General features: G+C 66.4%; 19 protein-coding genes. 7 read left to right on the top strand and 12 right to left on the bottom strand.

The features are described 5' to 3' along the window. The first annotated feature begins 57 nt into the window (after nucleotides 1-57). Nucleotides 58-789, top strand: coding sequence for a hypothetical protein (locus tag MUU56_RS09070; protein ID WP_244766980.1), 732 nt, complete (start codon nucleotides 58-60; stop codon nucleotides 787-789). 101 nt (nucleotides 790-890) lie between these two features. Here the strand turns inward: MUU56_RS09070 and fcl are convergent, their stop codons facing one another. From fcl to MUU56_RS09040, 6 genes are all read right to left on the bottom strand, one after another. Beyond that, the gene (fcl, locus tag MUU56_RS09065; protein WP_244766979.1) at nucleotides 891-1,841 is read right to left on the bottom strand and encodes a GDP-L-fucose synthase; all 951 of its coding nucleotides are present in this window, start codon (nucleotides 1,839-1,841) and stop codon (nucleotides 891-893) included. Beyond that, nucleotides 1,842-2,912 carry a GDP-mannose 4,6-dehydratase gene (gmd, locus tag MUU56_RS09060; protein ID WP_244766978.1) on the bottom strand — a complete coding sequence of 357 codons (1,071 nt, stop codon included), beginning with the start codon at nucleotides 2,910-2,912 and terminating at the stop codon, nucleotides 1,842-1,844. It abuts the gene before it with no gap. A 53-nt stretch (nucleotides 2,913-2,965) separates the two neighbouring features. Next, nucleotides 2,966-4,042, bottom strand: coding sequence for a glycosyltransferase family 10 domain-containing protein (locus MUU56_RS09055; RefSeq protein ID WP_244766977.1), 1,077 nt, complete (start codon nucleotides 4,040-4,042; stop codon nucleotides 2,966-2,968). Between the two features lie 17 nt (nucleotides 4,043-4,059). Then, complete coding sequence (greA, locus tag MUU56_RS09050) at nucleotides 4,060-4,536, bottom strand: transcription elongation factor GreA (protein WP_024271251.1); 477 nt, start codon at nucleotides 4,534-4,536, stop codon at nucleotides 4,060-4,062. A gap of 394 nt (nucleotides 4,537-4,930) precedes the next feature. Further along, complete coding sequence (carB, locus tag MUU56_RS09045; protein WP_244766976.1) at nucleotides 4,931-8,413, bottom strand: carbamoyl-phosphate synthase large subunit; 3,483 nt, start codon at nucleotides 8,411-8,413, stop codon at nucleotides 4,931-4,933. A gap of 188 nt (nucleotides 8,414-8,601) precedes the next feature. Then, nucleotides 8,602-9,177: a TetR/AcrR family transcriptional regulator gene (locus tag MUU56_RS09040; RefSeq protein ID WP_244766975.1), complete on the bottom strand. Its 576-nt coding sequence runs from the start codon at nucleotides 9,175-9,177 to the stop codon at nucleotides 8,602-8,604. A gap of 84 nt (nucleotides 9,178-9,261) precedes the next feature. Between MUU56_RS09040 and MUU56_RS09035 the strand changes: the two genes are divergently transcribed. Then, a complete protein-coding gene (locus MUU56_RS09035; protein WP_244766974.1) occupies nucleotides 9,262-10,443 on the top strand; it encodes an FAD-dependent oxidoreductase in 1,182 nt (393 codons plus the stop codon). A 152-nt stretch (nucleotides 10,444-10,595) separates the two neighbouring features. Here MUU56_RS09035 and blaOXA read toward each other — a convergent pair whose 3' ends face one another. After that, nucleotides 10,596-11,402, bottom strand: coding sequence for a class D beta-lactamase (blaOXA, locus tag MUU56_RS09030; protein WP_317633300.1), 807 nt, complete (start codon nucleotides 11,400-11,402; stop codon nucleotides 10,596-10,598). Nucleotides 11,403-11,512: 110 nt separating this feature from the next. Between blaOXA and MUU56_RS09025 the strand changes: the two genes are divergently transcribed. Next, a complete protein-coding gene (locus MUU56_RS09025; RefSeq protein ID WP_244766973.1) occupies nucleotides 11,513-12,400 on the top strand; it encodes a LysR family transcriptional regulator in 888 nt (295 codons plus the stop codon). On the opposite strand, the gene MUU56_RS09020 is transcribed toward MUU56_RS09025, so the two are convergent. The 3 genes from MUU56_RS09020 to MUU56_RS09010 form a co-directional block, all read right to left on the bottom strand. Beyond that, a complete protein-coding gene (locus MUU56_RS09020) occupies nucleotides 12,397-13,428 on the bottom strand; it encodes a zinc-dependent alcohol dehydrogenase family protein (protein WP_244766972.1) in 1,032 nt (343 codons plus the stop codon). The two genes, MUU56_RS09025 and MUU56_RS09020, sit on opposite strands and share 4 nt — an antisense overlap. A 68-nt stretch (nucleotides 13,429-13,496) precedes the next feature. Then, nucleotides 13,497-14,156 (bottom strand): dihydrofolate reductase family protein, encoded by a 660-nt coding sequence (locus tag MUU56_RS09015; RefSeq protein WP_244766971.1) that lies wholly within the window; start codon nucleotides 14,154-14,156, stop codon nucleotides 13,497-13,499. Between the two features lie 78 nt (nucleotides 14,157-14,234). Continuing rightward, entirely contained in the window at nucleotides 14,235-15,032 is a 798-nt protein-coding gene (locus MUU56_RS09010) for a LytTR family DNA-binding domain-containing protein (RefSeq protein ID WP_244766970.1), read from the bottom strand. A gap of 90 nt (nucleotides 15,033-15,122) precedes the next feature. Here MUU56_RS09010 and MUU56_RS09005 point away from each other — a divergent pair, with 90 nt between their 5' ends. Together MUU56_RS09005 and ypfJ are read left to right on the top strand one after the other, a co-directional pair. After that, nucleotides 15,123-15,644, top strand: coding sequence for a DUF2306 domain-containing protein (locus MUU56_RS09005; protein WP_244766969.1), 522 nt, complete (start codon nucleotides 15,123-15,125; stop codon nucleotides 15,642-15,644). Between the two features lie 109 nt (nucleotides 15,645-15,753). After that, the gene (gene ypfJ, locus MUU56_RS09000) at nucleotides 15,754-16,692 is read left to right on the top strand and encodes a KPN_02809 family neutral zinc metallopeptidase (protein ID WP_244766968.1); all 939 of its coding nucleotides are present in this window, start codon (nucleotides 15,754-15,756) and stop codon (nucleotides 16,690-16,692) included. On the opposite strand, the gene MUU56_RS08995 is transcribed toward ypfJ, so the two are convergent. Continuing rightward, nucleotides 16,676-17,266: a phosphoethanolamine transferase domain-containing protein gene (locus tag MUU56_RS08995; RefSeq protein WP_244766967.1), complete on the bottom strand. Its 591-nt coding sequence runs from the start codon at nucleotides 17,264-17,266 to the stop codon at nucleotides 16,676-16,678. The genes ypfJ and MUU56_RS08995 overlap by 17 nt on opposite strands. 200 nt (nucleotides 17,267-17,466) lie before the next feature. Continuing rightward, on the bottom strand, nucleotides 17,467-18,465 hold the full coding sequence (locus MUU56_RS08990) for an aldo/keto reductase (RefSeq protein WP_244766966.1): 999 nt from the start codon (nucleotides 18,463-18,465) through the stop codon (nucleotides 17,467-17,469). Between the two features lie 104 nt (nucleotides 18,466-18,569). Here MUU56_RS08990 and MUU56_RS08985 point away from each other — a divergent pair, with 104 nt between their 5' ends. Both MUU56_RS08985 and MUU56_RS08980 read left to right on the top strand, forming a co-directional pair. Next, nucleotides 18,570-19,472: a LysR family transcriptional regulator gene (locus MUU56_RS08985; RefSeq protein ID WP_244766965.1), complete on the top strand. Its 903-nt coding sequence runs from the start codon at nucleotides 18,570-18,572 to the stop codon at nucleotides 19,470-19,472. Nucleotides 19,473-19,615: 143 nt separating this feature from the next. Next, nucleotides 19,616-20,869, top strand: a complete 1,254-nt coding sequence (locus MUU56_RS08980) for a TCR/Tet family MFS transporter (RefSeq protein ID WP_244766964.1) — start codon at nucleotides 19,616-19,618, stop codon at nucleotides 20,867-20,869. The last annotated feature ends 11 nt before the right edge of the window (nucleotides 20,870-20,880 follow it).

Genomic DNA, 20,880 nt, shown 5'->3' with positions numbered 1-20,880 from the left:
ATATGGTCTATGGAGGCGCCGGCGCTCAATCGGCGCGGTCCAGAGGAGATGATGCGGATGCAGACGATCGTATGCATGAAATGGGGCACGCGCTATCCGGCGGACTATGTCAACCGCCTGTGGTCCATGATCAAGCGTAACACCGTGCGTCCGACGCGGCTCGTCTGCTTCACGGAGGATGCCGACGGCATCGATCCCGCGGTCTCCGTCTTCCCGCTGCCGCCGATCACCATTCCCGAGCGCGTCGCCTGGAAGCCGTGGCGCAAGATCTCGCTTTGGCAGGCCCCGCTGGCAGACCTCGAAGGTGACGTGCTGTTCGTCGATCTCGACGTGGTCATCACCGGGCCGCTCGACGATTTCTTCGACTATGCGCCCGGCAAGTTCTGCATTGCCGAGAACTGGACGCAGCCCGGCCAGGGCATCGGCAACACCTCGGTCTATCGCTGGACGGTCGGCACCAACACGCATATCTACGACGATTTCGTCCGCGACCCGGACGCCAAGATCAACAAGCACACGATCTCGCAGCGTTACGTCTCCGCCGCGGTCGACACCATGACCTACTGGCCGGCGGAATGGTGCGTCAGCTTCAAGCACACGCTCCTGCCCCGCTGGCCGCTGAACTTCTTCAGGGACGTGCCGCTGCCCGCAGGCACCCGCATCGTCGCGTTCACCGGCAAGCCCGACCCCGACGAGGCCGTGATCGGCCAATGGCCGGTGAAGGCCTGGTGGAAGAAGGCCTACAAGCACGTCCGGCCGACGCGCTGGATCGACGAGAACTGGCGCTGAGGCGCGCCGGCCTCTAGAACATTTTCGGTGAATTCCGGTTCACCGAAAATGTTCTAGATTCTTGTTTTTGCCGCATTATCCGACGCCGAAGCGACTTCGCTTCAGCTGGAAATGCTCTGGCGGCCGAGCGTGTCGAGATACCAGCGATAGGCACGGTCGATGCCCTCGCGGAGCCCCGTGACGGGTTTCCAGCCCATCGCCGCCAGCTTAGCGTTCGACATCAGCTTGCGCGGCGTGCCGTCCGGCCTGGAGGGATCGGTCTCGATCCGCCCCTCAAAGCCGACGACCTCGGCGACGAGCGTCATGAGGTCGAGGATGGCGATGTCCTCGCCCGAGCCGACATTGACGTGCTCGTAGTCCTCGTAATGCTTGAGCAGGAAGACCAGCGCATCGGCGCAATCCTCGCTGAACAGGAATTCGCGGCGCGGCGAGCCGGTGCCCCAGATCGTCACATGGTCGAGGCCGGCAAGCTTCGCCTCGTGCGCCTTGCGGATCAGCGCCGGCAGCACATGGCTGGTCTGAAGGTCGAAATTGTCGTTCGGGCCATAGAGATTGGTCGGCATGGCCGAGATGAAGCGGGCGCCGTGCTGCTTCATATAGGCCTGGCAGAGCTTGATGCCGGCGATCTTGGCGATGGCGTACCATTCGTTGGTCGGCTCCAGCGCGCCGGTCAGGAGCGCGCTCTCGGTGATCGGCTGGTCCGCGAATTTCGGATAGATGCAGCTCGAGCCGAGGAAGAGCAGCTTCTCGACGCCGGCCTCGTGCGCCGCCTTGATGACGTTCATCTCCATGGCGAGATTGCGCTGGAGGAAGTCCACGGGCGCGCGGTCGTTGGCGAGGATGCCGCCGACCTTCGCCGCCGCCATCACCACCGCCTGCGGCCGCTCGGCCATAAAGAAGCGCTCGACATCCGCCTGGCGCTCCAGGTTCACCGCATCGCGCGGCGCGGTCAGCACCGTGCAGTTCTCGGCCGCCAGCCGCCTGGCGACGGCGCTGCCGACCATGCCGCGATGGCCGGCGACGAAGACGCGTTTTCCCGCAAGGTCGTACATTCAGGGACGGCCCTTTTCTGAAAACTCTTTCCGCATGAGCTTCAGGTCCTCCCGCACCATTTCGCGGGCAAGCTCGTGCGCGCCCGTTTCATGGCGCCAGCCGAGCACCCGTTCGGCCTTCGAGGGATCGCCGAGCAGGAGGTCGACCTCCGTCGGGCGGAAGTAGCGCGGGTCGATGGAAACGAGCTGCCTGCCCGTCGCCGCGTCGAAACCCTTCTCGTCGACGCCCTGGCCCTCCCAGCGGATGGTGATGCCGGCCTCGGCGAAGGACCATTCGGCGAACTGGCGCACGGTGGTCGTCTCGCCGGTCGCCAGCACGTAGTCGTCGGCCTCCGCCTGTTGCAGCATCAGCCACATGCCGCGCACATATTCCCTCGCATGGCCCCAGTCACGCTTGGCATCGAGATTGCCGAGGAAGAGTTGGTCCTGCTGACCGAGCGTGATGGCGGCGACAGCGCGGGTGATCTTGCGCGTCACGAAGGTCTCGCCGCGCAGCGGGCTTTCATGGTTGAAGAGGATGCCGTTCGAGGCATGCATGCCATAGGCTTCGCGGTAGTTGACGACGATCCAGTAGGCGTAGAGCTTCGCCGCCGCATAGGGCGAGCGGGGATAGAAGGGCGTCGTCTCGCTTTGCGGCACGTCCTGCACCTTGCCGTAGAGCTCGGACGTGGAGGCCTGGTAGAAGCGCGTCTTCTTTTCGAGGCCGAGGATGCGGATCGCCTCCAGCATGCGCAGCGTGCCGATGGCGTCGGCATTGGCTGTATATTCCGGCGTCTCGAAGCTCACCTGCACATGGCTCTGGGCGGCGAGGTTGTAGATCTCGTCCGGCTGGGTCTGCTGCACGATACGCACGAGGTTCGTCGCGTCCGTCATGTCGCCATAGTGCAGGAAAAGCTGCGGGTCCGGCTCGTGCGGATCCTCGTAGATGTGCTCGATGCGGCCCGTGTTGAAGGAGGAGGAGCGGCGCTTGATGCCGTGCACGATGTAGCCCTTGTCGAGCAGCAACTGCGCGAGATAGGCGCCGTCCTGGCCCGTCACACCCGTTATCAAAGCCACCGGTTTCTTGGACACGTCTGTTCTCCAGGATGAATGCGGGTTTTAGAGCAGGCCTTTGTCGGAGCCGTTCAGCGTGTCAGCAGGCCGGCAATGCGGTTTTTCAGGTGAAGCGCCTCGCGGAAGAGGAAATCGCCAGCCGTCAGCAGCGGGTGGCCCTGCCGCGCCGCGCGCTGGCTCTTCAGCACGGCCCTGCCGTCGCCTTTCGGCCTGGTACCGTTCTTCTCCACCACATCGGCGATCAGTGCGACGAGATTGTGATCCTCCAGCACGCGCCGGCGCGCCTCGCGGATGGCGGGCAGCCTCTTCTCATATTCGTTGTTGTCGATCGCCTCGCGCATAATCCGATACGCCTCGTCCGGCTTGCGGATGTCGATGGCGATGAAGCTGTCGGCCGGAAAATAATCGGCAGCGTTCGGCGCGCCGAAATAGAAGGGCAGGGACAGGCCGAGGAAGGGGTCGGCCAGCTTCTCCGTGAAGTGGTGTGGGGCGAGGTGGTTCTCGATGGCGATATGGTACTTGTAGGGATCGATCGATTCCGCCTTGTCGTCGACCGGCCGGTGGCCGCGGCCGAAGACGTCGAGGTCCGGCATGCGGGCGGCCATGGCCTGCGTGAAATCATACCGCAGGCGATGCAGCGTGTGGCCCTGCCGCTTCGTCGAGCAGACCGTGCCGATGACCCTGGTCTTTTCCGGAAAATGGCCGGCGATCTCGTCGGCGGTCATCAGGTGGCGGCTGCCTTCGCCGTAGAACCAGCGCAGGCCCGCCTGGCTCCAGATGCGGCCGGGATGGTGGAGCGCGAAGGGCTCCTGGCTCGTCACCACATGGCCGAACTGCCGCGTGAAGGCGCGGCCGTAGATCTTGATGCCCGACGGCTCCGTGGTGAAGAGGATGGTGTTCTCGGGCGCACAGGCGAGCTCTTCCACCCGCATCGAGCGGCGTTCGCTGCCGGCCGACGGCAGGTTCTCGTAGACCACCAGCCAGTCGTAGTCGCGCGCCTCGGGATCGAAGGTGAAGGCGAGGCCGCGCGTCGCGGAGAAGCCGGACGGCACCTGCCGGGCAAGGGGGCTTATGCCGTGGGTCCGGTTGACCCGGTCCATGACCTTGACCACCGTCGCGGCGGTGCCGTTCTTCCCTGTGGAAAGCATGGGGCTCGCCTTGTCCGTCACCCCCAGGTGACGGCGAGGATCTCGTAGGCCTTGGAGCCGCCCGGCGCGTTCACCTCGATCGAATCGCCGACTTCCTTGCCGATCAGCGCACGGGCGATCGGCGAGGAGATGGAGATGCGGCCCTGCTTCACGTCGGCTTCCTGGTCGCCGACGATCTGGTAGACCTTCTCTTCCTCGGTGTCCTCGTCGACGAGCTTCACCTTGGCGCCGAATTTGATCTTGGAGCCGGACATCTTGGAAAGGTCGATGACCTCGGCGCGCGCGACGAAGTCTTCCAGCTCCGTGATGCGGCCTTCATTGTGGCTCTGGGCTTCCTTGGCGGCGTGGTACTCGGCGTTTTCCGACAGGTCGCCATGGGCGCGTGCCTCGGCGATCGCTTCGATGATTCGCGGACGCTCTTCCTGCTGACGCCAGCGCAGTTCTTCCTGCAGCTTGACGAAACCGCCCTGAGTCATCGGTACCTTTTCAACCATTTTATCCCGTCCTTCAGCCCGCGCCGCCCAGGCTCCCGCCTGCGCGAACGCAAAAGAAAACGGTCTCCGGAGAGGAATCCCCGGAACCGTCGAAAGCGTTTGAACGGCCCTTATAGCAGATTGCGTCGTCCGAAAGCCAGTTTTTTCGCCGCAGGCGGATCTTCGCCCACAGAAGCGGGAACAATCACTCCGCGTTGCGGCCTGCCGCTTATCGCGGGAGGCGTGCAGGCCGCGGCGGTTGGGTGCGCACGACAAAGCCGGGCGAGGCCCGGCCGAAGCTTGATGACAAATCGCCCCACCCGCTGCCGTCATCCTCGGGTTCAACCAGAGGATCCGCGCGGCCGCCGAGCAGCCTGAAGCCGGGCCTTGCCTGGCTTGACGGCGCGTTTCAGTTTCAGAAATAGGCCTGTAGCGGCCGGACTTCCAGCTGGCCCTGCTTCAGGGCCTTGATCGCCTGGGCGGCGGCTTCGGCGCCGGCCATGGTCGTGTAATAGGGCACCTTCTGCATCAGCGCGGCGCGGCGCAGCGACTTCGAATCCGAGATCGCCTTGTTGCTGTCCGTCGTGTTGATGACGAGGCTGACCTGGCGGTTGCGGATGGCGTCCTCGACATGCGGGCGGCCTTCCTGCACCTTGTTGACCTTGGTCGCCTCGATGCCCTTTTCGGCGAGGAAGCGGGCGGTGCCCGAGGTCGCCATGACTTTGAAGCCGATTTCCGTCAGCAGGCGCACAGCCGTCAGCACGCGGTCCTTGTCCTCGTCGCGCACGGAGACGAAGACCGTGCCTTCGCGCGGCAGGTCGACGCCGGCGCCGAGCTGCGACTTGGCGAAGGCGAGCGCGAAATCGGTATCGAGGCCGATGACCTCGCCGGTCGAGCGCATTTCAGGCCCAAGCAGCGTATCGACGCCCGGGAAGCGGGCGAAGGGGAACACGGCCTCCTTGACGGCGATGTGCTTCAGGTTGCGCGGGTCGGGCTTCTCGCCATAGGCCGCAATCGCGGCATCGAGCGTCTCGCCGGCCATGACGCGGGCGGCGATCTTGGCGATCGGCGCGCCGATGGTCTTCGCCACGAAAGGCACCGTGCGCGAGGCGCGCGGGTTCACTTCGAGCACATAGATCGTGCCGTCCTTGATGGCGTATTGCACGTTCATCAGGCCGCCGACGTTCAGCGCCTTGGCCAGTGCCTTCGTCTGGCGTTCCAGCTCGTCGACGGTCTCGTTTGACAGCGTGTGGACCGGCAGCGAGCAGGCCGAGTCGCCCGAATGGATGCCGGCTTCCTCGATATGCTCCATGATGCCGGAGACGAAAACGTCCTTGCCGTCGCACAGCGCATCGACGTCGACTTCCACGGCATTCGACAGATAGCTGTCGAAGAGCAGCGGGTTCTTGCCGAGCAGGGTGTTGATCTGGCCGGTCTTGTCGTTCGGATAGCGCTGCTTGATGTCTTCCGGCACCAGTTCCGGCACCGTGTCGAGCAGGTAGGTCTGGAGCTGGCCTTCCGAATGGATGATCTGCATGGCGCGGCCGCCGAGCACGTAGGAGGGGCGCACGACGAGCGGGAAGCCGATCTCGCCGGCGACGAGGCGCGCCTGTTCGACCGAATAGGCGATGCCGTTGTTCGGCTGGGTAAGGTCGAGCTTCTGGAGGAGCTTCTGGAAGCGGTCGCGGTCTTCGGCAAGGTCGATCATGTCGGGCGCGGTGCCGAGGATCGGGATGCCGTTCTTCTCCAGCGCTTCGGCGAGCTTCAGCGGCGTCTGGCCGCCGAACTGCACGATGACGCCGACGACTTCGCCGTTGGTCTGTTCGGCCTTGAGGATCTCGATGACGTCCTCGGCGGTCAGCGGCTCGAAATAGAGCCGGTCGGACGTGTCGTAGTCGGTCGAGACGGTTTCCGGGTTGCAGTTGACCATGATCGCCTCATAGCCGGCATCCTTCAGCGCGAAGGCGGCGTGGCAGCAGCAATAGTCGAACTCGATGCCCTGGCCGATGCGGTTCGGGCCGCCGCCGAGGATGACGACCTTCTTGCGATCCGAAATGCCGGCTTCCGAGCGCGTGGCCCCGGCGAACGGGGTTTCGTAGGTCGAATACATATAGGCGGTGGGCGAAGCGAATTCGGCGGCGCAGGTGTCGATGCGCTTGAAGACCGGGCGCACATCGAGGCGGTTGCGCAGTTCCGCGATTTCCTTCGGGCGCTTGCCCGAGAGGGTGGCGAGGCGCGCATCGGAGAAGCCCATGGCCTTGAGCATGCGCAGGTTCTCGGCGTCCTCGGGCAGGCCGTGTTCGCGGATGCGGGCCTCCATGTCGACGATGGCCTTGAACTGCTCGAGGAACCACGGGTCGATCTTCGAGCCCTCGTGCACCTCTTCCAGCGAAAGGCCGAGGCGAAGCGCCTGGGCGACCATGCGCAGGCGGTCCGGCGTCGGCGTGGAGATGGCGGCGCGGATGGCGTTCCTGTCGTTGCCGTCGCCAAGGCCCGGGATTTCGATCTCGTCGAGGCCGGTCAGGCCGGTTTCGAGGCCGCGCAGTGCCTTCTGCAGCGATTCGGCGAAGGTGCGGCCGATCGCCATGACCTCGCCGACCGACTTCATGGCGGTGGTCAGCGTCGGTTCGGCGCCGGGGAATTTCTCGAAGGCGAAGCGCGGGATCTTCGTCACCACATAGTCGATGGAAGGTTCGAACGAGGCCGGGGTCGCGCCGCCGGTGATGTCGTTCTCCAGTTCGTCGAGCGTGTAGCCGATGGCGAGCTTCGCCGCGATCTTGGCGATCGGGAAGCCGGTCGCCTTGGAGGCGAGCGCCGAGGAGCGCGAGACGCGCGGATTCATCTCGATGACGACGAGGCGGCCATTGGCAGGATTGACGGCGAACTGCACGTTCGAGCCGCCGGTCTCAACCCCGATCTCGCGCAGCACCGCGATCGAGGCGTTGCGCATGATCTGGTATTCCTTGTCCGTCAGGGTGAGGGCAGGGGCAACCGTGATCGAATCGCCCGTGTGCACGCCCATCGGGTCGATGTTCTCGATGGAGCAGATGATGATGCAGTTGTCCGCCTTGTCGCGGACGACCTCCATCTCGTACTCCTTCCAGCCGAGCACCGACTCCTCGATCAGCACTTCCGTCGTCGGCGAGGCGTCGAGGCCGGAATTGACGATCTCGAAGAATTCCGAGCGGTTGTAGGCGATGCCGCCGCCGGTGCCGCCCAGCGTGAAGGACGGGCGGATGATGGCGGGCAGGCCGATTTCGTCGAGCGCCTGCGCGCCGATCGCCATGGCGTGGCTCATATAGCGCTGCTTGCGGTCGGTCTCGCCGAGGTTCCACTGGTTTTCCAGCTCGTCCAGCGCCTTGTCCAGCGCATCGCCGGAAAGCTCGGCCTTCAGCTTGGCGCGCTCGGCCTCATGAACCTTGCGGTCCTTGTCCTTGATCTCGGTGGCGTTCGCCAGCATCGATTTCGGCGTTTCGAGGCCGATCTTGGCCATGGCCTCGCGGAAGAGCGCGCGGTCCTCGGCCTTGTCGATGGCTTCCGGCTTGGCGCCGATCATCTCGACATTGTAGCGGTCGAGCACGCCCATGCGCTTGAGGGAGAGGGCGGTGTTGAGCGCCGTCTGGCCGCCCATGGTGGGCAGCAGGGCGTCGGGGCGCTCCTTGGCGATGATCTTGGCGACGACCTCGGGGGTGATCGGCTCGACGTAGGTGGCGTCGGCGAGGCCCGGATCGGTCATGATCGTCGCCGGGTTCGAGTTGACGAGGATGACGCGGTAGCCTTCCTCCTTCAGCGCCTTGCAGGCCTGGGTGCCGGAATAGTCGAATTCGCAGGCCTGCCCGATGACGATCGGCCCCGCGCCGATGATGAGGATCGATTTCAAATCTTGGCGCTTGGGCATCTCTCTATCCGTTCTCTTCGCTTCGGCCGCGTGCGCGAAAAAACCGGCATGGTGATGGGTTCACCGGCCGGGCGCGCAAAAAAGGTCTTTCAAGGCTAGAAGCGGCTTATAGGCAAATGCGGAGGCGAGCGGAACCCCGAAAATGGACCAATCGACAGGAAATATGCCGGCCCTCCGCGCCGGTTGCCTCAGGGCCGCGCGCCGTCGATATAGGCCTGGATCGAGCGGCCGACTTCCGCGACGAGGCGCTCGCGCGGCAGCGCCACGACGGGCGGCAGCTTGAGCACGTAGCGGGTGAAGGCAAGGCCGAGGATCTGCGTCGCCACGAGGCCGGCGACGGCGGGCGCATCCGGCCCGGCAAGCCGCGCGATGGCGGGGGCGACCTGGGTCGCGAAGATCTCCCGCAGCCGCGCGGCGGCAAGATCGTTCGAGGCGGCCGAGCGCAGGGCGATCGGCAAGGCGGTGGTGCCGCCGTCGCCTTCCCATACCGTGAGGAAGTGCCGCACCAGCGCCTCGCCCACCGCGTTGCGGGGAAGGGCGGTGAGGTCGGGCAGCCGCAGATCGAGATCCGCCGCGCGGGCGAACAGCGCGTCCTTGCCGCCGAAGTAGCGGATCACCATGGCCGGATCGATCGCGGCGGCGGCGGCGATGTCGCGCACCGTCGTGCCGTCATAACCCTTTTGCGCAAAGAGCAGCCGCGCGGCTTCGAGAATGGCCTCGCGGGTACGGTCGGACTTGGTTTTCTTCGTGGGAGAATCGGTCATGGTCAGAAAATGCCAACGCGTGTTGACAAATTCAAGCACCCGGCATAAAAGTCAACATATGTTGATTTTTTTGGAGTGCGAACCATGCTGCCGCAGGAAACCGATGTGCTGATCGTCGGGGCAGGGCCGACCGGCCTTGCGCTCGCCGTCACCCTGCAACAGGCGGGCGTGCGGCCCGTCATCGTCGACCGCCTTGCGGCCGGCCAGAACACCTCGCGCGCCGCGGTCATCCATGCCCATACGCTGGAGGCGCTGGAACGGCTCGGCGTCACGGACGACCTGGAGCGTCGCGGCTTGCCGCTCACCCGCTTTGCCTTGCGCGACCATGACCGGGCGCTGCTGGAGCTCGACTTCTCGACCTTGCCCTCGCGCTATGCCCAGATCCTGATGATCCCGCAGGACGAGACCGAGGCGATCCTTGCCGACCGGTTGGCAAGCCTCGGCGGCGCCGTCGCGCGGGGCGTCACGGCGACGCGGATCGAGCGCGATGCGGCGGGGGCGGTGGTCCATGTCGAGACGCCGGAGGGGCCGCAGGCCATCCGCGCCCGTTATGTCGTCGGCGGCGATGGCATGCACAGCGTCGTGCGCGAGGCCGCGGGCATCGCCTTCGACGGGGAGAGCCATGCCGGTTCCTTCGTGCTTGCCGATGTCCATATGGACTGGGCCCTGAGCACGGAGGTGACGCTGTTCTTCTCGCCGGAAGGCATGGGCGTCGTCGCGCCGCTGCCGGCAAATCGCTACCGCATCGTGGCGCCCGTCGAGGATGCCCCCGAAGCGCCGGACGCGGCCTTCGTGCAGGCGCTGCTCGATGCCCGCGGCCCGCGCAAGTCACCGGGCCGCGTGCGCGAGGTCCTCTGGAGTTCGCGTTTCCGCGTGCATCACCGCGTCGCCGCGCGCTATCGGTCAGGCCCGTTCTTCGTCATGGGCGATGCCGCCCATGTGCACAGCCCGGCCGGCGGGCAGGGCATGAATACGGGGCTTGTCGATGCCGTCGTGCTGGGACAGTTGCTGGCGGAGGTCATCGCCGGCAGGGCGCCGGACACGACGCTCGATCTTTATGAGGAGAAACGCCGTCCCGCCGCGGCGGAGGTGCTGGCGCTCGCCGACCGCCTGACGCGGATCGCAACCATGCGCAGCCTTGCCGGCCGTATCCTGCGCAACCTCGTCCTGCGCCTTCTCGGTGCATCGCCGGTCTTCCGCCGCAAGCTGGCGCTCAACCTCTCCGGCCTCGCCCGCAAGGGGCTCGGGATGGTTCCCCGACGCTAGGCTGCGTGCTTGCCCCTCATCCCCCTGCCGGGACCTTCTCCCCGCAGGCGGGGAGAAGGGGGAAAACGGCGAGCCCATCGCTCTTCTCCCCGCTTGCGGGGAGAGGATGCCGGCAGGCAGGTGAGGGGCCGTGCGCTGCTGCGCCTGCCCATTCACTCCGTCGCCAGAAGCCCCGGCAGCTCCTTCAGGATGCCGTCCCGTGCGCGCAGGCTCGTGCGCGGCTCCTGCTTCTTCTCGTCCTGGTTGAGGCGGGCGAAGACGACGGTGCGGTCGTCGCGGCGGGCCCAGCCGACATACCAGCCCCACGGCCGGGCATAGTCGAAATTGCCGTCGGCCTTGCGGGGATAGGCCATGCCGGTCTTGCCCTGCGCGCGCCAGCCGTCGGCAAGGTCGCGCCGCTCGAGGATTTCCATCGCCCGGTCCATCGCATCGGCGGAGACCGGCAGTTCGTGGTTCACCAGCTTCTTCAGGAAGGCCACCTGCTCGCGCGGCGAAATCTTCAGCGAGGAGGCGATCCAGGCGCGCTCCAGCCCGTTGTCCTTGCCCGGGTCGCCCGCCATGTCGGCGTTGCCGTAGCCGAAGGCATCGGCATAGTCGCGCAGCTGCTCGTAGCCGAGGAACGTGGTGATGCGCTGCGAATACCAGACGATGGAAAACTCCATCCAGCGCTTCGGCGTCGCCGGCTGGCGCCAGGCATCGCCGCCCCAGTCCGGATCGCCCTTCATGAAGGGCAGGACCGGTTCGTCCGCGTCTTCCAGGAAGCCGGAATCGTAGCCCATCACGGCGAGCGGTACCTTGAAGGTGGAGGCGGGCGTCACGCGGCTCTCGCAGTCTCCCTTTTCCAGGATGACCTCGTCACTCGCCGCATCGGCGACGATCGTACAAATAATGCGGGCTTCGGCCGGCGCGTTGAAGCCTGCGGCCAGCAGGATGCCGGCCGCGAAAAGACGCATGTCCATCACGTTTTCCTCGAAATTTGAATGGCTTGTGCATTCTGGATAGCAGTGCTTTGATGCGCTGGCAAAAGATCAATACTGGTCTCAGCCATTAGGAAAATTGGGGCTTTGCCATGGTTCGGCCATATCTGCCGCTGAACGCCTTCCGCGCTTTCGAGGCCTCCGCCCGCCATCTCAGCTTCACGCGGGCGGCGATCGAGCTGAATGTCACGCAGGCCGCCGTCAGCCACCAGGTCAAGAGCCTGGAGGAGCAGCTGAACGTCGTGCTCTTCAAGCGCCTGCCGCGCGGGCTGATGATCACGGCGGAGGGGGAGAGCCTGCTGCCGGTGCTGCGCGACAGTTTCGACCGCATGGCCGATGCGGTGGAGCGCTTTCGCGGCGGCCATGTGCGGGAAATCCTGGCGGTCGGCGCCGTCGGCACCTTTGCCGTCGGCTGGCTGCTGCCGCGGCTTGCCGCGTTCCGCGAGCGCCATCCCTTCGTGGAGGTGCGGCTGTCCACCAACAACAACCGCGTCGACCTTGCCGCCGAGGGGCTCGATTTCGCCATCCGCTTCGGCGCCGGCGCCTGGCACGGCACGGATGCGGTGCGCCTTTTCGATGCGCCGCTCTCCGTGCTTGCCATCCCCGCTGTCGCGCACGATCTCAGGGAGCCGGCGGACCTGCTCGGCCTGACGCTGCTGCGGTCCTACCGCCGCGACGAGTGGACCCGCTGGTTCGAGGCCGCCGGCCTGCCGCGCACGCAGCCGCCGCAGAATGCTATCGTCTTCGACACCTCGCTCGCCATGATGGAGGCCGTGCTGCAGGGCGCCGGCGTCGGCCTTGCCCCGCCGCTGATGTTCTCGCGCCTTCTGGCGGCCGGTGCCGTCGTCCAGCCGTTCGAGACGAGCCTTGCGCTCGGAAGCTACTGGCTGACCCGCCTGCAATCGCGTAGCCTTACCCCCGCCATGGCCGCCTTTTCGGCTTGGCTGGCCGAGGCGGTGGCGCAGGAGGGGCTGGGCTAGGTCTTCAGGCCCGGCATGACCAGGACCTTCACCTCGCCCGGCCGCGGCGGGTTGGCGACGGCGTCCGGCAGGTCGTCGAGGCCGATGCGGCGGGAGATAAGGCGATCGACCTTGATCGTGCCGGAGGCGATCAGCGCCGCGGCGCGGCCATGGGTGAAGGGGTTGAGGAAGGAGGTGAGGATTTTCACCTCGCGGAAGAGCAGGTCGAAGGGCTCGAATTCCACCGTCTGGCCCTGCGGCAGCACGCCCAGGATGACGACCGTGCCGCCGTTGCGGGCAAGCTTCGGCGCCTCGGTCACGGTCTCGGCAACGCCCGCGCATTCGATGACGACATCGGCGCCGCCGGGCAGCAGGCCAGCCTTGCCGGCTATGCCCTCGATGGTGGTGCCATTGCCCGGATCGAAGGAATGGGTGGCGCCGATCTCCTCGGCGAGTTTCCGGCGCACGGCCTGGCGGGTGACGAGGATGACGGTGGTCGCGCCGGCAAGGCGGGCGAGCTGCACGACCAGCATGCCGATCACCCCGCCGCCCAGCACCACGACGGTGCTGCCGGGTTTGATGCCGGCCATGTCGGTGCCGTGCAGGCAGCAGGCGAGCGGTTCGCAGAACGCGCCGTGCTCCGGCGGCAGCGAGAGCGGCAGTTGATAGGCCTGCTTCTGCGGCACCAGCACATAGTCGGCAAAGCCGCCGTCGCGGTGGATGCCGATCGCCTGCAGGTTCTCGCACAGATTGACGCGGCCGCGCCGGCATTGCGCGCAGCGGCCGCAATGGATGTTCGGATCGCCGGTGATGCGCATGCCGGGGCGGACATCGATGACGGCCTTGCCGACGGCCTCGACGATGCCGGAGAATTCATGGCCGAGCGTCACCGGCGGCCGGCAGGGAAACTCGCCGTGGAAGAGGTGGCGATCCGTGCCGCAGATGCCGGCCGCCTCGATCCGGACCAGAAGATCGTCCGGGCCGGGCTCCGGCTTTTCCACCGTGCGTACGAAGAATTCGCCGATCGCCTCCAGCCGCCCCGCTTTCATCCCGTCCTCCCGTTTCCCTCGGAGAGATAGGAGCCGCAACGGCGCGGCCGGTCAAGGCCGTTCCGTCTTCACGTCAGGTTGCGGCGACGCTCCAGCTCGGCATCCGTCGGCGTGTCGAACTCGAAGGAGCCCGTCGTCACCTCGCCGGCGCGGGCATATTTGCTGATGACGATGCCGTTCTCGCTGGCGCGCGAATTCACCAGCGTCAAGGCCCGCGGGAAGGATGCGTCGCCGAACAGCCGCTTGCCCTTGCCGAGAATGACCGGGAAGGTGAAGACGTTGATCTCGTCGACGAGATCATTCTCGAACAGCGCCTTGAGAAAGTCGGTCGATCCCTGTGTCAGGAGGTCCGGCCCGTCCTCGCTCTTCAGCGCCTTGACGGCGGCAAGCGCGTCCGGGCCGAGCACATGGCTGTTCTGCCAGGTGGTCCTGAAGGCCGGGTTTCGGGTCGCGACATATTTGTTGATGCGATCGAAGAGCGGTCCAATCGGGTCATCGGCGCCGGCATAGGGCCAGTGAGCGGCAAAGATGTCGTAGGTCTTGCGGCCGAGCAGCAGGTCGAAGGGTTTTGCGAAAAGTTCATCGATCGTCGCACCGGCCGTCTCGTCGAAGAACGGGGCGACCCAGCCGCCGAACCTGAAGCCGCCGACCGGGTCCTCCTCCGGTCCGCCCGGCGCCTGCATGACGCCGTCGAGGCTGACGAAGGCGCCGACAATGATCTTTCGCATGGATCTTCTCCCGATGGTTTGATGGCCTGATATCTAGAGACGCAGGACGGGACGGCGATCCGACAGACACGCGAAAATTTACCCCCAGCGGGCCCGCACCGCCTCGACGCGGCTGCGGCTGACCGGCACTTCCTGCCCGTCCTTCAGGAGGATCGCCAGCCGGCCCTCCGTGCGCAGCAGCCTGTCGACATGGGCGTCGGCCACGAAATGCGAGCGGTGCACCCTGAGGCCCGGCGTGTCGCCGCATTCGGCCAGCGCATCGGAAAAGCGCAGCAGGATCAGCTCGCGGCCGCGGCTCGTCGTCACCTGTGTATAGTGGTCGGCGACCGTCATGTGCAGGATGGGGCCGCGGTTCTCCGGCCTGAGGCGGCGCAGCAGGGGGATTTCCGCCCGGTCTTCCGGAGCCGCGGCCGGCGATGGCGCGGTGGACAGCGCCTCGGCCTGCTTGCTGCCCATCGTCATGAAGGTGAGCGCGCAGAACAGCGCCGAGAGGAGGAGCCCCGTGGCGATGCTTTCGGCGATCCCTGCCGGGGTGGGCGTGCCGCCGAAGGTCATCAGGCTGATCGCCTTCGTGGCCAGCCCCACCGGCACGCCGGCCACCAGCGTGCCGAGCGCCATGCGGGCGAGGAGGCCCGGCATCCTCTGCCGGAAAAGCGTGTTGACGGTGACGATGGCGAGAACGGCGATGGCCCAGGCGACGGCGTGCAGCACGAGCCAGAAGCCGAGCCGCGGCACGCTCGCCAGCCGTTCCGCCGTGCCATAGGGACCGGTCACCCAGAAGATCAGCACGACCGCGCCGAAGGTCGCCCAGAAGCGCGGGGCGCTGAGGAAGACCTGCAGTTCACGAAGCGCGGATTGCAGGAGGGGGCGTTCCACGAAGTTTTCCGTCCGTTCGGGCCAAAGCGTTTGAGGCGGCCCGATCAATGGCGGAAGACGATGGCGAATTCAACCGTCCCGGAGCCTGCCATGACCCTCGAGCCGCTTCTCGCCGCCCCTTTTGCCGTAAAGTTCCATGTCGCCACCGTCCTGCCGGCGGCGGTGCTGGGGGCCGTGCTGCTCGCCCGCCCCAAGGGCACGCCTGCCCATCGCCGCCTTGGCAAGGTCTGGCTGCTCCTGATGGTGCTGACGAGTTTTTCGACCTTCTTCATCCACGACCTGAAGACGGTCGGCGATTTCAGCCCGATCCACCTGCTCTCCGTCTATGTCATCGCCGGAAGCGCCCTTGCGATCCGCGCCGTGCGCCGCCGCGATATCCGCGCGCACCGCGCCCATGTCGCCGGCATGTATTTCGGCGGCATCGTCGTCGCCGGGCTTTTCACGCTGGTGCCGAACCGGGTGATGGGCGCGATGATCTTCGACGGCGCCTCGGGCTTTGCGAGCGTGCTTGCGGCGGCCGTCGTCAGCGCGCTTTTCGTTGCGGCCGGGGCCCTTGCGGCGCGCCAGGCCGGCTGGACGGAGCGTTTCGAGGCGGTTTTCCGGCGGCGCTGAGGCTCCGCTTTTCGTTTTGCATGGCGGCGCGGCAGGCCCTATAAGTCGTTGCTGAGGAACGAATTCATGCGGTGAGCGTTCGTCGGCAATCAATTCGGGGAAATGCGCCATGGAATGGAAAGGTCGTCGCCAGTCGAGCAATATCGAGGACCAGCGCGGAGCCGGTCGCTCGGCGGGAGGCAGCAACCCGTTCGGCCGCGGCAATGGCGGCTTCCGCATCCCGATGGGCACGGGACGCCGCGCCGGCGGCGGCATGAGCATCGGCACCATCATCTTCCTCGTCGTCATCTATTTCGTCTTCAAGGCGATGGGCATCGACCTCCTGCAGGTGATGGGCGAGGGCGGCGGGCAGGTCAGCATGCCGGGCTTCGAGCAGACCGAAAGCGCAAGCCGCCGCACCTCCCCGCAGGAGGAGGAGACCAAGGCCTTCATGGCGACCGTTCTTGCCGAGACGGAGGATACCTGGAACGGCATCTTCCAGTCGGCCGGCGAGCGCTACGAGGAGCCGAAGATGGTGCTCTTCTCGGGCTCCGTGCAGTCGGCCTGCGGCTTCGCATCGGCGGCCTCCGGCCCGTTCTACTGCCCGGGCGACCGCAAGGTCTATCTCGACATGAGCTTCTTCGACGAGCTGGCAGGCAAGTTCGACGCGTCCGGCGACTTCGCCCAGGCCTATGTCGTCGCCCACGAGGTCGGCCACCATGTGCAGAACCTCACCGGCGTCCTGCCGCGCTTCAACCAGCAGCGCCAGCGCATGAGCGAGGTGGAGGCCAACCAGATGTCGATCCGCGTCGAGCTTCAGGCCGATTGCTATGCCGGCATTTGGGGCAAGTACACCGAGCAGAAGGGCCTTCTGGAGCGCGGTGACCTGGAGGAGGCGCTGAACGCCGCCACCCAGATCGGCGACGACACGCTGCAGAAGCGCATGCAGGGCTATGTCGTGCCGGAAAGCTTCAACCACGGCACGTCCGAGCAGCGTCGCCGCTGGTTCAAGCGCGGCTTCGACACCGGCCGGGTCGATGCCTGCGACACGTTCAAGGGCGACGTATGATCGAAGCGCCGGCGGCATTGCCGCCGTCGGCGAGCTTCAGGTCTTCCTCGACGATCAGGGCATATTTGGTCGCGTGCGTCAGGGCGATGGCGAGCGCGACCGCGAGCATCGGCACGGCGATCGCGAGGTTGCCGCGCAGCTGCCAGAAGAACGGCCGGTGCACCACCTTCACCCAGAGGAGAAGGGCAGCCGGCAGGCCGCCGAAGACCAGCATGTGGACGGCAAGGGAGAGCGGCTGGACGGAGGCGTGCGGCCGGAAGACGCCGTCCTCGTCCATGAACCAGGCCGCCGCCGCCGCGAGAAGAAGGAGCGCCGCGAAGAGCGGCTTCATCACCCGTTTCCAGGAGACGGCGACGCAGGTGACGATGAAGAGGCAAAGGAAGCCGCCCGTCACCAGCACGAGCGTGCCGGGGCGGGCGCCGAGCAGGGCCCAGCTCTCCATCCAGAAATCGCGGCTGGTGACAAGGAAGAGATAGAGGCCGGTCGCAAGGCTGACCGTCAGGCTGCCGAAGGCGGGCCTTGCGGCGGGAAAGCGGCGCTGAGCTGAGCGGCCCTGAACTGAGCGGAATGACATTGCCGGTCCTCGAACGCTGACATGCGGAGGACATATCTCGCCCCGCGCCGTTACCGGCGAATGACAAGCGGCCCCCATCGCGCGCATTTCTCTCACGAGGAAGCTGACAATTCGCTGACGGCTCCCGCCCGTCGCGCCGAAGCGGGCAGGATTGGAGCGGGAACGGGCTGCCGGCCGCGGCCGCAGCCCGTCCCATGGCCTCAGGCCCGCTTTTCGCTGTCCATATGCGCCAGCATGGCGGCCGGGTAGCGCTCGCCCGCGGCGGCATCCTTCGGCATGGCGGCTTCGATCGCGGCGAGATCGGCCTCGGAGAGCGCGACCTGCTGCGCAGCCAGCGCCTCGGCCAGGCGATCGCGCCGCCGGGCGCCGACAAGCGGCACGATATCGGCGCCCTGCGCGGCGACCCAGGCGATGGCGAGCTGGGCGACGGTGGCGCCCTTCTCCTCCGCGACACGGCGCAGGGCCTCGACGAGCGCCAGGTTCCGGTCGATGTTGCCCTCCTGGAACCGCGGGCTCAGCGTGCGGAAATCGCCGCCTGCCGTTTCGCCCTTCTGCCAATGGCCGCTGATCAGGCCGCGCGACAGCACGCCATAGGCGGTGACCGCGATGCCGAGTGCCCGGCAGGTCGGCAGGATATCGTCCTCGATGCCGCGCGAGATCAGCGAATATTCGATCTGCAGATCGACGATCGGATGGATGGCCGCCGCCCGGCGGATCGTTTCCGAGCCCACTTCGGAAAGCCCGATATGGCGGATGTAGCCGGCCTTCACGAGGTCGGCGAGCGCGCCGATCGTCTCCTCGATCGGCACAGCCGGGTCGAGACGGGAGGGACGGTAGATGTCGATATGGTCGGTGCCGAGCCTTTGTAGGGAGTAGGCGAGGAAGTTGCGGATCGCTGCGGGGCGGGAATCGTAGCCGCTCCAGGCGCCGTCCGGCCCGCGCAGCGCGCCGAACTTCACGCTGAGCTGCACGTCCTCGCGGCGGCGCTCCTTCAGCGCTTCGGCGATCAGCATCTCGTTGTGGCCCATGCCGTAGAAATCGCCGGTGTCGAGAAGGGTGATGCCGGCGTCGAGCGCGGCATGGATGGTGGCGATGCTTTCCGCCCGGTCGGCGGGGCCATACATGCCGGACATGCCCATGCAGCCGAGCCCGATGGTGGAAACGACGGGGCCGGTCTTGCCGAGGGTGATGGTCTTCATGGGGTTTCTCCTGTTCGCTGCCTTTCGGTCGATGCTCTTTTACCGCCATCGCGGTTGTGCGATAATCCGATCCATCCCGAACAAGTCGTGCGGTTTTTCGAACAATGAGCCAGATTCCCCTTGCCGATCTCGATGCCTTCGTCACCATCGCCCGGGTGAAGAGCTTCCGCGCCGCCGCCAAGCTGCGCGGCGTCTCCGCCTCGGCGCTGTCGGAGGCGATGCGGCGGCTGGAGGGGCGGCTCGATCTTCGCCTCTTCAACCGCACGACGCGCAGCGTGACGCTGACGGATGCCGGTGCGCGCCTCCTGGAGCGGCTGGCGCCGGCGCTGGCCGAGGTCGAGGCGGCGATCGACGGGGTGAACAGCCTGCGCGACCGGCCGGTCGGCCGCCTCCGGCTGAACGTGCCCGGCATCGTCGCGCGCTTCGTGCTGCCGCCGATCGCCACGCCCTTCCTCAAGGCCTATCCCGGCATCACGCTGGAGGTCGCGTCCAACGATGCGCTGGTGGATGTGCTGGCGGAGGGTTTCGACGCCGGCATCCGCTATGAGGAGGCGCTGCACCAGGACATGATCGCCGTGCCGATCGGCCCGCGCCGGCAGCGCTTCGTCGTGGCCGCCGCGCCCGCCTATATCGAGGCGCACGGGGCACCGGAACATCCGCGCGACCTGATGCGGCACCGCTGCATCCTGCACCGTTTCGCCAGCGGTCATGTGCTGCCCTGGGCCTTCGAGCGGGGCGAGGAGAAGGTTTCGCTGATGCCGCCGGCCTGCCTGATCTCCGAATCGAACGAGGTGGAGCAGCATGCCGCCGCGGCGGGCCTCGGCATCGTCTGCACCTTCGAGGAATTCCTGGCGCCGGCCCTTGCCTCCGGCGCGCTGCAGGTCGTCATGCCCGACTGGATCCAGACCTTTTCCGGCCCCTTCCTCTACTATCCGAGCCGCACCCTGATGCCCGCGCCGCTGCGGGCCTTCGTCGATTTCGTGAAGGCGCATCCCTGGCCGGAATGAGGCCTTTCATCAGCGGATCGCGACTAATTCATCAAAAAAATTGCAATGTTCACGGATTGTTTCACGGCAAAAAGTGAAATAGAAGTCTTCGCCTGACATTTCGCCCGCGCGTGCCGGGCGCTATCCTTACCAAGGGTGAAGCCATGATCGATGCCAGGTCCACCCGGCGCGGGCTCCTTCTCGTCTTCATGATCATGTTCCTCGACGTGATCGGCATCGCCATCATCATGCCGGTGCTGCCGACCTATCTGCGCGAGCTGACGGGTGACGATATCAGCCAGGCGGCGATCGACGGCGGCTGGCTGCTGCTCGTCTATGCCGGCATGCAGTTCCTCTTCGCGCCCTTCATCGGCAATCTCTCCGATCGCTTCGGCCGGCGGCCGGTGCTGCTCGCCTGCATCCTCACCTTCGCCATCGACAACCTCATCTGCGCGCTGGCGACCAGCTACTGGATGCTGTTCGTCGGCCGGGTGCTGGCGGGCATCAGCGGCGCCAGCTTCGGCACGGCCGCCGCCTATATCGCCGATGTCTCCACGGACGAGACGCGGGCGAAGAATTTCGGGCTCATGGGCATCGCCTTCGGCACCGGCTTCGCGCTGGGGCCCGTCATCGGCGGGCTGCTCGGCGAGTTCGGCCCGCGCATCCCGTTCTACGGGGCGGCGGTGCTCGCCTTCCTCAATTTCGTCGCGGCCTGTTTCCTCCTGCCGGAAAGCCTGGAGACGGCCCACCGCCGCCGCTTCGAGCTTGCCCGCGCCAATCCGCTCGGCGCGCTCCTCCAGATGCGCAACTATCCGGGCGTCCTGTGGGTCGGCCTCGTCTTCTTCTGTTACTGGCTGGCGCATGCCGTCTATCCTTCCGTCTGGTCCTTCGTCTCGGCGCTGCGCTACGGCTGGAGCGAGGGGCAGATCGGCCTGTCGCTCGGCGTTTTCGGGGTCGGCGGGGCGATCGTCATGGCCTTCGTGCTGCCGCGCGTCGTGCCGAGGCTCGGCGAGTTCCGCACGGCCGTCGTCGGCCTCGCCTTCGCCGTGCTCGGCCTTGCCGGTTACGCCGCCTCCGTCCACGGCTGGATGATCTATGCGGTGATCGTGCTGACGGCGCTCGAAAGCCTGGCCGATCCGCCGCTGCGCTCCATCGCCTCGGCCCGCGTTCCGCCTTCCGCGCAGGGCGAATTGCAGGGGGCGCTGACGAGCGTTTCCAGCATCACGACGATCATCGGTCCATTGATCTTCACCCAGGTGTTCAGCCATTTCACGGGGCCGGCCGCGCCGGTCGTCTTTGCCGGCGCGCCTTTCGCGCTCGCGGCCGTGATGCTCTTCATCGGCCTCGTGATCTTCGTCGTGAAGCTGCGTGGTGCCGGAGCGGGTCCGAGCGGGAATCTGGCGGCGGAAAGGGCCTGAAGCGCTTTCAA

The organism is Shinella yambaruensis (genome assembly GCF_022899355.1).
In the GTDB taxonomy this organism is placed as follows: domain Bacteria; phylum Pseudomonadota; class Alphaproteobacteria; order Rhizobiales; family Rhizobiaceae; genus Shinella; species Shinella yambaruensis.
Note: the sequence above shows the minus strand (reverse complement) of the source record. Positions and strands in the feature narration are given on the sequence as shown.

Coding starts and splice junctions, on each gene's coding strand:
- MUU56_RS09070 (WP_244766980.1), top strand. CDS start 58: ATGCAGACGATCGTATGCATGAAATGGGGCACGCGCTATCCGGCGGAC.
- fcl (WP_244766979.1), bottom strand. CDS start 1,841: ATGTACGACCTTGCGGGAAAACGCGTCTTCGTCGCCGGCCATCGCGGC.
- MUU56_RS09055 (WP_244766977.1), bottom strand. CDS start 4,042: ATGCTTTCCACAGGGAAGAACGGCACCGCCGCGACGGTGGTCAAGGTC.
- greA (WP_024271251.1), bottom strand. CDS start 4,536: ATGGTTGAAAAGGTACCGATGACTCAGGGCGGTTTCGTCAAGCTGCAG.
- carB (WP_244766976.1), bottom strand. CDS start 8,413: ATGCCCAAGCGCCAAGATTTGAAATCGATCCTCATCATCGGCGCGGGG.
- MUU56_RS09040 (WP_244766975.1), bottom strand. CDS start 9,177: ATGACCGATTCTCCCACGAAGAAAACCAAGTCCGACCGTACCCGCGAG.
- MUU56_RS09035 (WP_244766974.1), top strand. CDS start 9,262: ATGCTGCCGCAGGAAACCGATGTGCTGATCGTCGGGGCAGGGCCGACC.
- blaOXA (WP_317633300.1), bottom strand. CDS start 11,402: ATGGACATGCGTCTTTTCGCGGCCGGCATCCTGCTGGCCGCAGGCTTC.
- MUU56_RS09025 (WP_244766973.1), top strand. CDS start 11,513: ATGGTTCGGCCATATCTGCCGCTGAACGCCTTCCGCGCTTTCGAGGCC.
- MUU56_RS09020 (WP_244766972.1), bottom strand. CDS start 13,428: ATGAAAGCGGGGCGGCTGGAGGCGATCGGCGAATTCTTCGTACGCACG.
- MUU56_RS09015 (WP_244766971.1), bottom strand. CDS start 14,156: ATGCGAAAGATCATTGTCGGCGCCTTCGTCAGCCTCGACGGCGTCATG.
- MUU56_RS09005 (WP_244766969.1), top strand. CDS start 15,123: ATGACCCTCGAGCCGCTTCTCGCCGCCCCTTTTGCCGTAAAGTTCCAT.
- ypfJ (WP_244766968.1), top strand. CDS start 15,754: ATGGAATGGAAAGGTCGTCGCCAGTCGAGCAATATCGAGGACCAGCGC.
- MUU56_RS08995 (WP_244766967.1), bottom strand. CDS start 17,266: ATGTCATTCCGCTCAGTTCAGGGCCGCTCAGCTCAGCGCCGCTTTCCC.
- MUU56_RS08990 (WP_244766966.1), bottom strand. CDS start 18,465: ATGAAGACCATCACCCTCGGCAAGACCGGCCCCGTCGTTTCCACCATC.
- MUU56_RS08985 (WP_244766965.1), top strand. CDS start 18,570: ATGAGCCAGATTCCCCTTGCCGATCTCGATGCCTTCGTCACCATCGCC.
- MUU56_RS08980 (WP_244766964.1), top strand. CDS start 19,616: ATGATCGATGCCAGGTCCACCCGGCGCGGGCTCCTTCTCGTCTTCATG.